Below are 15,358 nucleotides of genomic sequence, written 5' to 3'. Positions count from 1 at the left end.
TTTGAATATTAAATACCTGATAAACAATGAACAAACCAATCAAACTAACCTTCCTGCTGATGTTGGCCTGTCTGATGTTGTTGCCTGCCAATGCGCAGAACACTCCCGAATGGCAGAGTCAGTATGCAATAGGTCAGAACAAACTGGCACCTCACACCTATGTGTGCCCCTATGCCGCTGCTACTGACGTGAAAAAAGGGGATTACGAACAGTCACCCTATTATCTCAGCCTCAATGGTAAATGGAAATTCCATTGGGTGAAGGATCCCGATCTCCGTCCGAAAGACTTTTATAAACCCTCGTTCTATACCGGAGGGTGGGCAGATATCAACGTACCGGGAAACTGGGAGCGCCAGGGATACGGAACGGCCATCTACGTAAATGAGACTTATGAATTTGACGACAAAATGTTCAACTTTAAGAAGAATCCCCCTCTTGTGCCTTATAAGGAGAACGAAGTAGGATCTTATCGCCGTACTTTCACTGTGCCTGCCGGATGGAAGGGCCGCCGGGTAGTACTCTGCTGCGAAGGTGTGATTTCTTTTTATTATGTGTGGGTGAACGGACATCTTCTCGGTTACAACCAAGGCTCCAAGACAGCTGCCGAATGGGATATCACCGATCAGCTGGAAGAAGGTGAGAATACGATTGCTCTCGAAGTATATCGCTGGAGTTCAGGTTCCTATCTGGAGTGTCAGGATATGTGGCGTCTGAGTGGTATTGAGCGTGATGTGTATCTGTATAGTACTCCCAAACAATATATAGCCGATTATAAGGTAAACGCAACTCTTGAAAAGGAACGTTATAAAGATGGTATTTTCGGACTCGACGTTACGGTCGGAGGGCCTGCAGATGGTGTGGCATCCGTATCTTATACACTGAACGATCCGCTCGGACGTCCTGTACTGTCGGGTGAGATGCCTGTCAAGTCGCGCGGACTGAGTAACTTCATCACATTCGGAGAACAGCGCCTGAAGGATGTGAAACGTTGGAGTGCCGAGCATCCCAATCTCTACACCCTCGTGTTGGAGTTGAAAAATGCAGGAGGACAGGTGACCGAAGTTACCGGTTGTGAAGTCGGTTTCCGTACTTCGGAGATCAAAGACGGGCGTTTCTGCATCAACGGTGTGCCTGTATTGGTCAAAGGAACCAATCGTCATGAACATTCGCAGTTGGGGCGTACCGTCAGCAAAGAGCTCATGGAGCAAGATATACGTCTGATGAAACTGTATAATATCAATACTGTGCGCAACTCACATTATCCCACCGATCCGTATTGGTATCGGCTGTGCGATCGTTACGGACTTTATATGATCGATGAAGCGAATATCGAGTCACACGGTATGGGATATGGACCCGCTTCGCTTGCCAAAGACAGCACTTGGCTGACAGCACACATGGATCGTACACATCGCATGTATGAACGTTCGAAAAATCATCCTGCCATCGTTATCTGGTCATTGGGCAACGAAGCCGGAAACGGAATCAATTTCGAGCGTACCTACGATTGGCTGAAATCGGTAGAGAAAAGCCGTCCCGTCCAGTACGAACGTGCCGAGCAGAACTACAATACCGATATCTATTGCCGAATGTATCGCAGTGTCGACGAAATCAAGGCCTATCTGGCTCAGAAAGATATCTACCGTCCGTTCATTCTTTGCGAATATGTGCATGCCATGGGTAACAGTGTAGGCGGCCTGAAAGAGTACTGGGATGTATTTGAGAATAATCCGATGGCACAGGGCGGCTGTGTGTGGGACTGGGTAGACCAGTCGTTCCGCGAGATCGACTCGAACGGCCGCTGGTACTGGTCGTATGGTGGAGACTACGGACCGAAGGGAATTCCGAGCTTCGGTAATTTCTGCTGCAACGGTCTGGTAAGTGCCGATCGTGTGCCCCATCCGCATTTGCTCGAAGTGAAAAAAATCTATCAGAACATCAAATGCACCTTGATCAATAAGAACAATCTGACCGTAAGGGTGAAAAACTGGTTCGACTTCTCTAACCTCAACGAATATATCCTCCACTGGCAGGTGGTGGGTGACAATGGCAAATTGCTGGCCGAAGGTAACAAAGAGGTGAACTGTGCGCCACACGCTACAGCCGATGTGACTTTGGGAAAAGTTACCTTGCCTGCCAATGTCCGTGAGGGTTATCTTAATCTGAGCTGGACCCGTAAAGAAACTTCACCGATGGTCGGCACCGATTGGGAGGTGGCTTACGATCAGTTTGTGCTGCCCGGAACCAAAGGTAGTACGGCCTATCTGCCTGCTAAGGCCGGACAGACAGCTTTCACGGTGGATAAAGAAACCGGTGCTCTTAACTCATTGACACTGGATGGACAAGAATTGCTGGCAACTCCTGTCACGCTGAGTTTGTTCCGTCCTGCTACGGATAATGATAACCGTGATCGTAATGGTGCATACCTTTGGCGTAAATCCGGACTCAATCAGTTGAGTCAGAAAGTGGTGTCTCTGAAAGACAGCAAGAAAGCCGCTACTGCGAAAGTGGAGATTCTGAATGCAAAAGGAATGAAAGTGGGTGATGCCGATTTCGCCTATTTACTAAACTCTGCCGGAGCCTTGAAGGTGAAAGTGACTTTTCGTCCTGATACTGCCGTGGTGAAATCGATGGCACGCCTGGGGCTTACTTTCGAGATGAATGATACGTACGGCAATGTAGCTTATCTGGGACGGGGCGACAACGAGACTTATTCTGACCGTATGCAGTCGGGTAAGATCGGTCTGTATCAGACTACGGCCGAACGTATGTTCCATTACTACGTCACTCCGCAGTCTACCGGGAACCGTACGGATGTCCGCTGGATGAAGCTGACGGACGAAGCCGGACAGGGTATCTTTGTCGACTCCAACCGTCCTTTCCAGTTCAGTGTCATTCCGTTTGCTGATGATGTATTGGAAAAAGCCCGCCACATCAACGACCTCGAACGTAACGGTCATGTCACCGTACATCTGGATGCCGAACAGGCCGGTGTGGGAACGGCAACCTGCGGGCCGGGCGTACAGCCGCAATATCGGGTTCCTGTGACGGAACAAAGCTTTGAGTTCACGCTGCGTACAGTGAAGTAAATAGAATACTAACCAATCCATTTCACCCCAAAAACATAACAATACATTTATGAAGAAATTAATCTTATCGACCGCGCTTCTTGCCGCTATCTGCACAGCCGGACAAGCCCAGGAGAAGAACGACTATTATGTGAAGCATGTAGAGTTTCCACAAGGAGCCACTTTGGAACAAAAGGTAGACATGGCGGCACGTCTTGTACCTACTCCGCAGCAATTGGAGTGGCAGCAGATGGAGCTGACTGCTTTCCTGCATTTTGGTATCAATACCTTCACAGGACGTGAATGGGGAGACGGCAAAGAAAATCCCGCACTCTTCAATCCCACCGATTTCGATGCGGAGCAATGGGTACGTTCGCTCAAGGAAGCCGGTTTCAAGATGGCCATTCTGACAGCCAAGCATCATGATGGATTCTGCCTGTGGCCGACCAAGACAACCGGGCACTCCGTGGCGGCTTCTCCTTGGAAAGACGGGAAAGGGGATGTGGTACGCGAGTTGCGCGACGCTTGTGATAAATACGGCATCAAGTTTGGGGTTTATCTTTCTCCCTGGGATCGGAACGCCTCTTGTTATGGAGACTCTCCGAAATACAATGAATTCTTTATCGAACAACTGACTGAACTGCTGACCAACTATGGTGAAGTGCACGAAGTCTGGTTCGACGGTGCCAATGGTGAAGGCCCCAATGGAAAGAAGCAGGAGTATGACTGGACTGCTATCCTTTCTACTATTCGTCGTCTCCAACCCCGTGCTGTGACTGCCATTATGGGCGATGATGTACGTTGGGTAGGCAACGAACGCGGATTGGGACGTGAAACAGAATGGAGTGCCACCGTGCTGACTCCCGGTACGTATGCCCGCTGTGAAGAGCAGAACAAGGCGCTGGGTGTGAAGGCCACTTCCAAGGACTTGGGCGGACGCGACATGCTGGTCAACGCCAGGGAACTCTTCTGGTATCCTTCCGAAGTGGATGTGTCGATCCGTCCGGGATGGTTCTATCATCAGCAGGAAGACAATCAGGTGAAGAGCCTCAAGCACCTGACCGATATTTATTTCAAATCTGTGGGCTACAACTCAGTGTTGCTGCTCAATATCCCTCCTGACCGGCGCGGACGCATCAGTGATGCCGATGTCAATCGTCTGAAAGAGTTTGCCGATTATCGTAAAGAGATTTTTGCCGATAACCGTGTCAAAGGTGGTCTGAAAGCGTGGACTGCCCGGCCGGGTGATACACGTGTCTATCAGTTGAAGCCAAAATCGGAAATCAATGTGGTGATGTTGCGTGAAGACATTTCGAAAGGACAACGCATGGAGGCTTTCACAGTCGAAGCGTTGACAGCCGATGGATGGAAAGAGATAGCGAAAGGAACGACTGTCGGTTATAAACGCCTGATACGTATTCCGGCTGTCGAAGCCCGTCAACTGAGGGTGAAGATCGATGCTTGTCGTCTGGCGGCTAATATGAGCGAAGTGGCCGCTTACTATGCCCGTCCGCTGGAAGAGTCGGCTGCAAAAGAAAACTGGAATGATCTGTCCCGTACTGCATGGAAACAGGTAACTGCCGCTCCGTTGGTGATCGATCTCGGCAAGACTGTGGATATGGCCGGATTTGTATATGCCCCGGCTAACGCGGAAGCGAAGCCGACGATGGCCTTCCGTTATAAATTCTATGTCAGTGCTAATGGCAGAGACTGGAAAGAGGTGCCGACTACCGGAGAATTCAGTAACATCATGCACAATCCTGTACCACAGACTGTCTCGTTCGGAAACAAAGTCAGTGCACGCTACATTAAACTTGATGCTACCACTCCGGATGCTACGCCGGCCCGGGTAGACTTGAAAGAAATAGGAATCCGTTTGCAGAAGTAAGTCGTTCTGTTGAACAACTGTTCCGGGTTATCTGTTTGAATGTAAGATATTAAACACTATTAGGTATGAAATTCTTTATTGATACAGCTAACCTGGATCAAATCCGGGAAGCACATGATTTGGGAGTTCTGGACGGAGTGACCACCAACCCTTCTCTGATGGCGAAAGAAGGCATTAAAGGTGTCGGAAATCAACGAAGACATTACGTGGAGATATGCAATATTGTACAAGGTGATGTCAGTGCCGAGGTGATTGCGACTGATTACGAAGGAATGGTCAGGGAAGGTAAGGAGCTGGCAGCCCTCAGCCCGCATATTGTAGTGAAGGTACCGTGCATTGCCGATGGCATAAAAGCCATCAAGCACTTTTCGGGGCAAGGTATCCGTACCAATTGCACATTGGTTTTCTCCACCGGTCAGGCTTTATTGGCTGCTAAAGCGGGAGCTACGTATGTTTCTCCTTTCGTGGGACGTTTGGATGACATCTGTGAGGACGGAGTCGGATTGGTTGCCGATATCGTACGGATGTACCGCTTCTACAATTATCCTACTCAGGTACTGGCCGCCTCTATCCGTAGTTCCAAGCACATCATAGAATGTGTGGAGGCCGGTGCCGATGTAGCTACTTGTCCGTTGAGCGCCATTAAAGGACTGCTGAACCATCCGCTGACAGATGCCGGATTGAAGAAATTCCTGGAAGATTATAAGAAGGTAAATGAATGAGAATTCTTGCTGACAAATGAAAAAGGCTGCATTGAAAACGATACGTTCCAATACGGCCTTTTTCATTTGGACTAAACCTAAAGCCCGTTCAGGTGTTATTTGGATAGAATGAACATTTTAAAATAAAGACGATAGTTATGATAGATTTAGGAAGTTGGATGAACAAAATCCTTATCGGTTGGGGGGTAGACCCTAAAATTGCAAATACTTTTGATGAAACGATTATTGCCATCCTGATGATTTTTATAGCGGTTGGATTGGATTATCTTTGTCAGGCCATTTTTGTAGGCGGGATGAAGCGTCTGGCACGGAAGACCTCTTATAAATGGGATACATTGATGGTCAAACATAAAGTTATTCATCACCTGATCCATATCCTTCCCGGTATCTTGATGTATATGCTTCTTCCTATGGCGTTCGTACATGGAAAAACGCTGCTGTTGGTTTCGCAGAAGATATGTGTTATTTACATGATTTTTGCATTGCTGCTGGCTCTCAACAGTAGTCTGCTGATGTTGCTGGATATACTCAATGGTAAGGAGAAATTAAAAAATCGTCCGATGAAGGGCTTTATCCAGGTATTGCAGGTACTTGTTTTCTTTATCGGAGGCATTGTGATCGTAGCCATCATTGTCAATAAGTCTCCTGCTACATTGTTTGCGGGATTAGGTGCATCTGCCGCCATCCTGATGTTGGTTTTTAAAGACAGTATTCTGGGCTTCGTGGCAGGTATACAGTTATCGGCCAATGATATGATACGTCCCGGTGACTGGGTGACTATCCCTTCGACCAATGCCAATGGGATTGTAGAAGAAATTACCCTAAACACGGTGAAGATACAGAATTTCGATAATACCATTTCTACTGTCCCTCCCTATTCACTGGTCAACGGTTCGTTTCAGAACTGGCGGGGAATGACGGAATCCGGAGGGCGTCGGGTGATGAAGAGTATCTTTCTTGACCTGACTACATTGAAATTCTGTACTCCCGAAATGCTCGACACTTTTCGGAAGGAAATACCCTTGTTGGCCGATTATCAGCCGGAAGAAGGAGTGATCCCCACTAACTCGCAAGTGTTCAGGGTATATGTAGAACGTTATCTTTGCAGTCTGCCCGTGGTCAATCAGGATCTCGACTTGATTATCAGTCAAAAAGAAGCTACGGAATATGGAGTACCGATTCAAATTTACTTCTTTTCCCGCAATAAAATCTGGAAAGAATATGAACGTATCCAGTCCGATATCTTTGATCATTTTTTTGCGATGGTACCGAAGTTCGAACTAAAGGTATATCAGTATTCGGATTGATTGGTTTCAAAATCGGCATACACCGGTAAGTGATCGCTGTATCCTTTCTGGTATTTCATTCCGACATAGGTGCGGAAGGGCTGCATACCTCCGTACTTTTCATCTTTTATCAGAAGGAAGGGCAAGCGTGCTACGTTTGCCTTTTTTTCTTTGGTAAAGAGTGTGCCCGAAGCGTCAAGTAACGTTCCTGATACGATGAGATGGTCCAGCAGTCCCCATTCACCCTGATACTTATAGGAACCGAAGTTACGGTCTTTTGCCTTTCGTGCCAGCAGGTGGTAAAGTCGGTCATGATGGGTACTCGGTTCGGGAGACATTGCCTGTAGCACTTGTACTACCGATTTATCTGTGGGATAATCGTTAAAGTCTCCCATAATGATCAGTTTGGCGGAGGAGCGTACATTGATAAGACTATCTGCCGCATCCTTTAACTTTTGTGCAGCGTAAAGCCGGTAAGGTTCCGACTGCCGTACTCCGCCTGAGCGGGAAGGGAGATGTGCCACCATTACGTCCAGCGTATCGCCTGTGAGCAGTAATCCGCTGACGTGCAGAATATCTCTTGTCGGTCGATGACCTTTGAAAGTTCCGACGGAGAGGGCGGAGTAGGATAGAAGTTTGAACCGGTCACGTTGATACAGTAATGCCACATCGATGCCGCGCAGATCGGAGCAGTGGGTCATCACGTACCGATAACCGGCTTCTTTCAGTGGGGAATAAAGGGTCAGGTCACGCATAACTGTATCGTTTTCCACTTCACAGAGACCTATCAGTGCGGGAAAATTCCATTCTCCGATGGCTGTGAGCGTGCGGGCTATATTATCTAATTTCTTTTTATATCGTCGGTGGTTCCAGTGACGCATTGAATGGGGTAGAAATTCCATATCGTTTTTCAGTGAATCATGTCGGGTATCGAAGAAGTTTTCGGTATTCCAAAAGACGACACGGAAAGGAGGCTGATTCTGTGCAGAGAGAAAAAGGGAAGGGAGGGAAATCAGTAATATAAAGAAGAGACGGAGCATAGATTAGATTCCTTTTTTTAATTCTGTTCAGTGCCTGTTTGTTTTGAAGTTCACCACAGATCGCACGGAGCCTCACAGATTATCTCGTTGATATTCGAGATGAATACTTTTGTATCGATCTGTGCGGTCTGTGGTGAAATTAGCTTTAGTTCTTTGCCGGAATATGTGCCAACACATCCAGCAGATGTTTCCAGAATTTATCTACCGAAGGAATATGCATCCGTTCGTCCGGGGAGTGAACTCCTGTCAAGGTAGGGCCGAATGAAATCATATCCAGGGTAGGATATTTGTCGAGGAACAAGCCACATTCCAGTCCTGCATGGATTGCCTTTACTTTGGCATCAACACCGAACAGGCGTTTATATGACTCTTCTGCCACTTTTAGAATTTCCGAATCCGGATTGGGTTTCCATCCCGGATAACCTTCACCCCAGTTGACCTGAGCACCGGCGAGTCTGAATACGGCACGGACCGTTGTTGCTATATCGTCGCGTGACGAAAGGATAGAGCTACGTTGGCTGGTTTCGATACGGATGGTGTTTTCCGGTTTCATTTTTACAGATGCCAGGTTCGTTGAAGTTTCTACCAATCCCGGAATATCCTGACTCATGGCATATACTCCGTGCGGGCAACCGTATAGCGAAGTAATCAGCCGGTAGGAAGTACTCGAGTCGATGGACCAGTCGCGGTGCGGCTCTGTTTCGAGAAGAATGTTCAGATCCGGTTCCACCCGATGAAGTTCGTTTTCGATTTCGGCGGTGAATACATTCAAGGCTGTACGTATGTCATGTTTGTAATGTTCGGGTACGGAGAATACAGCTGAAGCTTCACGCGGAATGGCGTTACGCAGATTACCTCCGTTGAATTCATAGAGGTGGAAGTCCTCTTGGTAAGTAGTCATCACCTGATAGAGAAACCGGTTCAGTATTTTGTTGGCATTGCCGCGTCCCAGATGTATATCCCCTCCGGAGTGTCCGCCTTTCAGACCTTTAACGGTTATGCGGAAGCAGAGGTGGCTGATGGGTGTCATTTCATTTTCATATTGAAATTCGGCCACTGTATCGATACCGCCCGCACAACCGATGTAAAGTTCACCTTCGTCTTCCGAGTCGAGATTAAGCAAAATTTCCCCGCTCATAAAGCCTTCTTTCAAGGCAAAAGCGCCGCTCAGTCCTGTCTCTTCATCTACTGTGAACAGACATTCGATAGGACCGTGTTCAATGCTGTCGTCAGCCAGGATGGCCAGTTGGGTCGCTACTCCGATGCCGTTGTCGGCTCCTAAGGTCGTTCCTTTGGCTTTCATCCACTCTCCGTCAATCTCCGTTTCGATGGGATCGGTTAGGAAGTCATGTTCCGTATCATTATTCTTTTCGCACACCATGTCTACGTGCGATTGCAGAATCACTGTCTTCAGATTTTCTTTACCCGGTGTTGCCGGTTTTTTGATAAGCACGTTGCCGGCTTCGTCTACTTTGGTTTCTAAATTATGTTTTTCTCCGAACGCCTTTAAATAAGCGATAATCTTCTCTTCCTTCTTTGAAGGACGGGGCACCTGGCAGATTTCATTGAAGAAGCGAAATACGCCGGCCGGTTTCAGTTCTGATTTTTCCATTCTCTTTTCTTTTTTATGGAATTAAAAATTCAATTTTAACCCCTTATTGCTAAATATGGTTAATTTGCTTGCGAATTTTGAACCCGTTTCTCTTTTTTTATGGTAAAAAAGGAGGCTTAGTCAGTACAAAAGTCTATATTTGCACCCACAAAATTAATAGAAATGCTCTATACAATACTGATAACTCTGTTAATAGTTGCTATTTGCCTTGGTTTATTAGGCATAAAAGTCTTTTTTACAAAAGGCGGAAAATTTCCCAACGGGCACGTCAGCGGCAATAAAGCGTTAAGGGAGAGAGGCATAAGTTGTGCACAGTCCCAAGACCGGGAAGCACAGAAGAAACGACGTTTTTCTATTGATGAAATTGAGAAAACCTTAAACGATAGTATGAACTAATTAATTAAAAAACTATATTTTACAAGTATGAAGAGAATGAATTACCTCATTAACGGATTTGCTGCTCTTGCATTCCTCTTTCTTTTTTCACAATGCGCTGGTAAAGCTGATAATGCTGCTACTCCTGCCGCTTCCGGAAATGCGAACGGCACTTCTGGTTTGAAAATCGCTTATGTAGAAGTAGATACTTTGTTGTCTCAATATAATTTCTGTAAAGACCTGAATGCTGACATGATCAGTAAAGAGGAGAACAGCCGCATGGTTCTGAATCAGAAAGCAAACGAACTGCGTAAATCTCAACAGGAATTCCAGAAGAAATATGAAAGCAATGCTTTTATTTCTCAGGAAAGAGCACAGCAGGAATATGCACGTTTAGCTAAATTGGAACAGGATTTGCAGGCTCTGCAGAACAAACTGGCTACGGAGATGGCATCGGAGAATGCTAAAAACAGTCAGATTCTGCGTGACTCTATCAACGCTTTTCTGAAAGAATACAATAAAACAAAAGGTTATAACCTAATTATCAGCAATACCAGCTTTGATAACCTGCTGTATGCCGATAGCACACTGAACATTACTAAAGAGATCGTAGACGGACTTAACGCAAGATATACTCCTGTGGCTAAGAAATAAAATCGGTTTACTATATTATAGAATAGAAGAGGCAATTCCAATTACCGGGTTGCCTCTTTTTTTAATTAAGATAATCTCCCTGTTTATAGTATCTGTTCGTCCAAAGAGAACTTTATAAAGAAATCTCTTTTCGGTTTTCGGGTAGCTGTAAAAAACCGGACAATAATAATACCTTGTAAAGGAATCCCTGCCGGTCTCTTTTTCTATCCGAATTTATCATTCTGATGATTTTTATCGCATTCCGGTTCTAAAAAGACATGAAACACGCTGTTTTACAAACAGCGCATTCCTTTTTTGAGACACATCCGGGAGAAGAAGATCCCCTTAAAGGGGCTTTGGAAACCGGAAAGCCAGGGTTGAAGGCTCCGAAAGCCAGGCTTTGAGGGGAACAGTGCCCGGCTTTCCGGAAAAAGACGTAAGCATTTGCCTCGAAAGACGTAGGCGTTTTTGGAAAATACTTACGTCTTTCAGAAAAATCTCCTTATGTTTTTCCATTTCACTCCTATTATTCCCGTTCGGAAGCCGAAAAGAGGCTGGAATTTCTCTGGTTGCTACTCCGGAACGAACAAAGTGAAAATAACAAAGAGTCGGAGTTTCCTGAGGAATGACCGTCTGTTGGTTTCGATTTTAGCAGAAGGGATGTAATTTTGTTTGTTAATTCCCCGTTCGGGTGATAGACGTAAAATCACTGATTCCGCAGGGAGGCTTTTTTGCCTCGCGCTTTATAATTGGCCGAAAGAGAGCAATCTGAGGATGCTGAAATATCATTCTGGCAAAATGTCAGAAGCCGTTAGCTGTAGAGGATACAGGGTAACGCAAGGCGAATTTTAAGTCATCGATTCGTGTAGATAATCTGTGAAAATCCGCATAATCTGTGGTGAATACGAGTTTCGCCCCCCTTTTCTTTTTCTATTTGGAAAGCTCTTTTTCTTCTTCCTGCGGAATACGGAATGCTGTGTATAGCTCCAATATAGCTGCGATAGTAAGGCAGGCAATCCATTCGTTGCCGCGTGTGGTGAACATGAATGCACCTGTCAGTATCAATGCCAGTGCACCGAATATTTGTTGAATGCGCAGTCGGCGGAGCGTTTTGCTTTTTGCCCGGAGCGGAGTGTTGACCTGGGCCAATGCCACAAAGCCTGCCCCGATGGTATATATATAAGGTGCATACACCCATCCGGTGATAAAGACGGCGGCTCCTACGAGAGCCATCACGGCGCCTACGGCGAAAAGTGCGGGTATCAGTTGTTTCATTCGTTCTCGTCAAATACGTAAATGTCTTCGTTGGGCTTTTTCATCAGATATTTTTCGCGCGCTATCTGTTCGATGGCTTCAGGATTGGTGCTCAACTCGTTGAGGCGCTCCGTGTTTTCTTCATACTCTGCGCGGTATTTATCAATCTCTCCCTGCAAGCGGCTGATTTCGCGTGCATAGCCGATGCGGCGGATCATACTGTTTTCGTCCAAAAAGCCGATGATGACTCCGAATGCCAGGACGGTGATCCAGTATTTATGTCTGCCTATAAACTCCCAGATTGTGATTAATTTGCCCATGATTTTCTCATTAATTCCAGATGCAAAGATAAAACTAATAACTTAAAACGTAGCATTTCCGCTCTAAAACTTATTCCGCTTCCTTTTTTCTCCTTGCACTTTTTTGCGTACATTTGCACAAACTCAAAAAACAGAGATCATCCGGAATATGGAAAACTATATCGTATCCGCCCGTAAGTATCGTCCTTCCACCTTTGAGTCGGTCGTGGGGCAACGGGCACTGACCACTACACTGAAGAATGCTATCGCCACCCAGAAACTGGCGCATGCTTATCTGTTCTGCGGACCGCGCGGAGTGGGTAAAACTACTTGTGCACGTATCTTTGCCAAGACCATCAACTGTATGAATCTTACGGCAGATGGCGAAGCCTGCAACGAATGTGAGTCGTGTGTCGCTTTCAACGAGCAACGTTCGTACAACATTCATGAATTGGATGCGGCGTCCAACAACTCGGTAGACGATATCCGCCAACTGGTGGAACAGGTGCGTATTCCGCCACAGATAGGTAAGTATAAAGTGTATATCATTGACGAGGTACACATGCTGTCGGCCTCGGCTTTCAACGCTTTCCTGAAGACATTGGAAGAACCTCCCCGCCATGCCATTTTCATTTTGGCTACAACGGAGAAGCATAAAATCCTTCCCACCATTTTGTCTCGTTGTCAGATTTACGATTTTAACCGTATCAGTGTGGATGATACCGTGAATCATCTGTCTTATGTGGCATCGAAAGAAGGAATCACGGCCGAACCTGAAGCCTTGAACGTGATTGCGCTCAAAGCGGATGGAGGTATGCGTGATGCACTTTCCATTTTCGACCAGGTAGTAAGTTTCACCGGAGGTAATATCACCTACAAGAGTGTGATTGAGAATCTTAATGTGCTGGATTATGAATACTATTTCCGCCTGACAGACTGCTTCCTTGAAAATAAGGTAAGTGATGCTTTACTATTGTTCAACGATGTACTGAACAAAGGATTCGACGGTAGCCATTTCATCACCGGACTTTCATCACATTTCCGTGATTTGTTGGTGAGCAAAGATGCTGCTACACTCCAGTTGCTTGAGGTAGGTGCCAGTATCCGCCAACGTTATCAGGAGCAGGCACAGAAGTGCACATTGCCGTTCCTGTACCGGGCCATGAAACTTTGCAATGATTGTGATATGAACTATCGTACCAGCAAAAATAAACGTCTGTTGGTGGAACTGACCTTGATACAGGTTGCTCAGCTTACCGTTGAGGGGGATGACGGCAGTGGTGGGCGTGGCCCTAAACAAGCCATAAAACCCGTCTTCACGCAACCCGCCGCTGCACAGCAGCCTCAGGTAGCACCTGCCGCTTCGCAATCTCAGAGTACGAATGTCGCTGCACCTGCTGCTCCGCAGATTGCACCCCAGCAAGCCACTGCCTCTCCGGCTGTCAACATACGTCCGGGCGGAGCGGTTTCTCCACCGGGAGCTATGCCCGATGCGGTACGGATGGCGCAGTTTAAAGAAGAAAAGAAGATTCCTGTGATGAAGAAATCCAGTCTCGGACTTTCCATCAAGCATCCTCAGAAGGAGGAAGAGCAGCAGGGATCGGGAGCCGTCCATACTGTCCAGGCGCAAACACAGCAGATTGAAGAAGATTTCATCTTCAATGAACGCGATTTGAATTATTATTGGCAGGAATACGCCGGACGTATGCCGATAGAACAGAAAGCGATTGCCATGCGTATGCAGAACATGCGTCTGTCATTGCTCAATGATACGACTTTTGAAGTGGTGGTAGACAATGAAATCATTGCGAAAGATTTCACGGCACTGATTCCCAACATACAAGCATATTTGCGTGGTTCATTAAAGAACCGCAAAGTGGCGATGACCGTTCGTGTCAGCGAAGCGACGGAGAATGTACGTGCCGTCAGCCGTGTGGAAAAATTCCAGATGATGGCACAAAAGAACAGCGCATTGTTGCAACTGAAGGAAGAGTTCGGTTTGGAACTGTATTAAGGAAAGCAACCATCCGTTTTTTTGCAAGAAATACAGGTTTCTGTGCAACGTTCCGGATACTTGTTACGTCTAATAGCTATAATCAAAAAATAGAATGAATATGAAAACAATTCGTAAGAGAGGGATCAGTGCATTTCTTTTTCTGTCTTTGTTGATGTCGGCAACGTTGGTAAGTGCCCAAGGAGCGATTGTGGCAAGTGGTAAATACATAACGAAGAACGTTAAAGTGTCGGGATTCGACCGGATTCAGCTGAAAGGAAGTCCGACCATTGAATACACACAGTCGTCGGGAGGAACCAAGGTTCAGGTTACAGGATCGGACAATCTGGTCGATTTGATAGAATGCCGGGTAGAAGGAAGTACGCTGATAGTGAATATGAAGCCACATACCAATATTTCTTATGGTAAAGCGGGATGGCTGAAAGTCCTGGTTTCCAGTCCGTCTTTAAGAAGTGCTTTCCTTCAGGGGTCGGGCGACATCTATTTAGGTAATCTGAAGGCAGAAGAACTTGAGGTATCATTGGCCGGTTCGGGAGACATCGTTGCGGGAGATGTAACATGCAATGGTGATTTTTCTGCTTTGTTGAAAGGTTCCGGAGATATTGATGTGAAAGGACAGATTCGTGCTAAAAGTGTGAGTCTGACTTTGCAGGGTTCGGGTGACTTGAATGTTGTCGGTGTTACCGGGAGCGAAATCAGTGCAATGCTTCAGGGATCAGGTGATCTGAAAGTAAGAAGTGCTTATACCACATCGACCGTAACGGCAAAATTGAGCGGATCGGGTGATATGGATGTATTGGGTATCCGTGCCAATAATGTGGCGGCACAATTAGCCGGTTCGGGTGATATGACTCTGTCCGGTTCTACCCGCGATGCCACATTGGTGCTGAGCAGGTCGGGAGAACTTAATGCGCGTAAGTTGGATGCAGAGAATGTAACAGCCCGTGTCAACGGTTCCGGAGATATTACCTGTGTAGCTACAAAGACACTTGTGACTAATATTCAAGGAAGCGGTGAAGTTTCATATAAAGGAAATCCGAGTGTGCGGTTGACAGGTAAGAATCACCTGAACAGACTTTAAACACTTTGTATCCTACCTGTCGGGTAGAATACACGAAACGCCCCTTAACAATATATGTTATTCCGATTACATATATTGTTAAGGGG

Annotated in this window: 12 protein-coding genes; 8 read left to right on the top strand and 4 right to left on the bottom strand. The window is 46.5% G+C overall.

Features of this window, described 5'->3' with window-relative positions; translation table 11 throughout:
* The first annotated feature begins 26 nt into the window (after positions 1-26).
* From FDF36_RS05855 to FDF36_RS05840, 4 genes are all read left to right on the top strand, one after another.
* Positions 27-3,089, top strand: coding sequence for a glycoside hydrolase family 2 TIM barrel-domain containing protein (locus tag FDF36_RS05855; protein WP_220390686.1), 3,063 nt, complete (start codon positions 27-29; stop codon positions 3,087-3,089).
* 49 nt (positions 3,090-3,138) lie between these two features.
* On the top strand, positions 3,139-4,956 hold the full coding sequence (locus FDF36_RS05850; protein WP_220390685.1) for an alpha-L-fucosidase: 1,818 nt from the start codon (positions 3,139-3,141) through the stop codon (positions 4,954-4,956).
* Between the two features lie 65 nt (positions 4,957-5,021).
* Positions 5,022-5,678 (top strand): fructose-6-phosphate aldolase, encoded by a 657-nt coding sequence (gene fsa, locus FDF36_RS05845; RefSeq protein ID WP_220390684.1) that lies wholly within the window; start codon positions 5,022-5,024, stop codon positions 5,676-5,678.
* Between the two features lie 137 nt (positions 5,679-5,815).
* A complete protein-coding gene (locus FDF36_RS05840) occupies positions 5,816-6,985 on the top strand; it encodes a mechanosensitive ion channel family protein (RefSeq protein WP_220390683.1) in 1,170 nt (389 codons plus the stop codon).
* Here the strand turns inward: FDF36_RS05840 and FDF36_RS05835 are convergent.
* Positions 6,970-8,004, bottom strand: a complete 1,035-nt coding sequence (locus FDF36_RS05835; protein WP_220390682.1) for an endonuclease/exonuclease/phosphatase family protein — start codon at positions 8,002-8,004, stop codon at positions 6,970-6,972. The two genes, FDF36_RS05840 and FDF36_RS05835, sit on opposite strands and share 16 nt — an antisense overlap.
* Positions 8,005-8,149: 145 nt before the next feature.
* Positions 8,150-9,616, bottom strand: coding sequence for an aminoacyl-histidine dipeptidase (locus FDF36_RS05830; protein ID WP_220390681.1), 1,467 nt, complete (start codon positions 9,614-9,616; stop codon positions 8,150-8,152).
* A gap of 162 nt (positions 9,617-9,778) precedes the next feature.
* On the opposite strand from FDF36_RS05830, the gene FDF36_RS05825 reads away from it, so the two are divergent.
* A complete protein-coding gene (locus tag FDF36_RS05825; protein ID WP_005807575.1) occupies positions 9,779-10,012 on the top strand; it encodes a hypothetical protein in 234 nt (77 codons plus the stop codon).
* A 27-nt stretch (positions 10,013-10,039) separates the two neighbouring features.
* On the top strand, positions 10,040-10,645 hold the full coding sequence (locus FDF36_RS05820; RefSeq protein ID WP_220390680.1) for an OmpH/Skp family outer membrane protein: 606 nt from the start codon (positions 10,040-10,042) through the stop codon (positions 10,643-10,645).
* Between the two features lie 909 nt (positions 10,646-11,554).
* Here FDF36_RS05820 and FDF36_RS05815 read toward each other — a convergent pair.
* Positions 11,555-11,899 carry a hypothetical protein gene (locus tag FDF36_RS05815; protein WP_005807567.1) on the bottom strand — a complete coding sequence of 115 codons (345 nt, stop codon included), beginning with the start codon at positions 11,897-11,899 and terminating at the stop codon, positions 11,555-11,557.
* A complete protein-coding gene (locus FDF36_RS05810; protein ID WP_005807565.1) occupies positions 11,896-12,198 on the bottom strand; it encodes an FtsB family cell division protein in 303 nt (100 codons plus the stop codon). Before FDF36_RS05810 ends, FDF36_RS05815 begins: the two co-directional genes overlap by 4 nt.
* Positions 12,199-12,346: 148 nt before the next feature.
* On the opposite strand from FDF36_RS05810, the gene FDF36_RS05805 reads away from it, so the two are divergent.
* Positions 12,347-14,191 carry a DNA polymerase III subunit gamma/tau gene (locus FDF36_RS05805; RefSeq protein ID WP_220390679.1) on the top strand — a complete coding sequence of 615 codons (1,845 nt, stop codon included), beginning with the start codon at positions 12,347-12,349 and terminating at the stop codon, positions 14,189-14,191.
* A 100-nt stretch (positions 14,192-14,291) separates the two neighbouring features.
* On the top strand, positions 14,292-15,272 hold the full coding sequence (locus FDF36_RS05800; protein WP_220390678.1) for a head GIN domain-containing protein: 981 nt from the start codon (positions 14,292-14,294) through the stop codon (positions 15,270-15,272).
* The last annotated feature ends 86 nt before the right edge of the window (positions 15,273-15,358 follow it).

The organism is Bacteroides fragilis, from assembly GCF_019583405.1.
In the GTDB taxonomy this organism is placed as follows: domain Bacteria; phylum Bacteroidota; class Bacteroidia; order Bacteroidales; family Bacteroidaceae; genus Bacteroides; species Bacteroides fragilis_B.
Note: the sequence above shows the minus strand (reverse complement) of the source record. Positions and strands in the feature narration are given on the sequence as shown.

What these genes read in the sequence shown, in the direction of transcription:
- FDF36_RS05855 (WP_220390686.1), top strand. Translation starts at nt 27, where the DNA reads ATGAACAAACCAATCAAACTAACCTTCCTGCTGATGTTGGCCTGTCTG.
- FDF36_RS05850 (WP_220390685.1), top strand. Translation starts at nt 3,139, where the DNA reads ATGAAGAAATTAATCTTATCGACCGCGCTTCTTGCCGCTATCTGCACA.
- fsa (WP_220390684.1), top strand. Translation starts at nt 5,022, where the DNA reads ATGAAATTCTTTATTGATACAGCTAACCTGGATCAAATCCGGGAAGCA.
- FDF36_RS05840 (WP_220390683.1), top strand. Translation starts at nt 5,816, where the DNA reads ATGATAGATTTAGGAAGTTGGATGAACAAAATCCTTATCGGTTGGGGG.
- FDF36_RS05835 (WP_220390682.1), bottom strand. Translation starts at nt 8,004, where the DNA reads ATGCTCCGTCTCTTCTTTATATTACTGATTTCCCTCCCTTCCCTTTTT.
- FDF36_RS05830 (WP_220390681.1), bottom strand. Translation starts at nt 9,616, where the DNA reads ATGGAAAAATCAGAACTGAAACCGGCCGGCGTATTTCGCTTCTTCAAT.
- FDF36_RS05825 (WP_005807575.1), top strand. Translation starts at nt 9,779, where the DNA reads ATGCTCTATACAATACTGATAACTCTGTTAATAGTTGCTATTTGCCTT.
- FDF36_RS05820 (WP_220390680.1), top strand. Translation starts at nt 10,040, where the DNA reads ATGAAGAGAATGAATTACCTCATTAACGGATTTGCTGCTCTTGCATTC.
- FDF36_RS05815 (WP_005807567.1), bottom strand. Translation starts at nt 11,899, where the DNA reads ATGAAACAACTGATACCCGCACTTTTCGCCGTAGGCGCCGTGATGGCT.
- FDF36_RS05810 (WP_005807565.1), bottom strand. Translation starts at nt 12,198, where the DNA reads ATGGGCAAATTAATCACAATCTGGGAGTTTATAGGCAGACATAAATAC.
- FDF36_RS05805 (WP_220390679.1), top strand. Translation starts at nt 12,347, where the DNA reads ATGGAAAACTATATCGTATCCGCCCGTAAGTATCGTCCTTCCACCTTT.
- FDF36_RS05800 (WP_220390678.1), top strand. Translation starts at nt 14,292, where the DNA reads ATGAAAACAATTCGTAAGAGAGGGATCAGTGCATTTCTTTTTCTGTCT.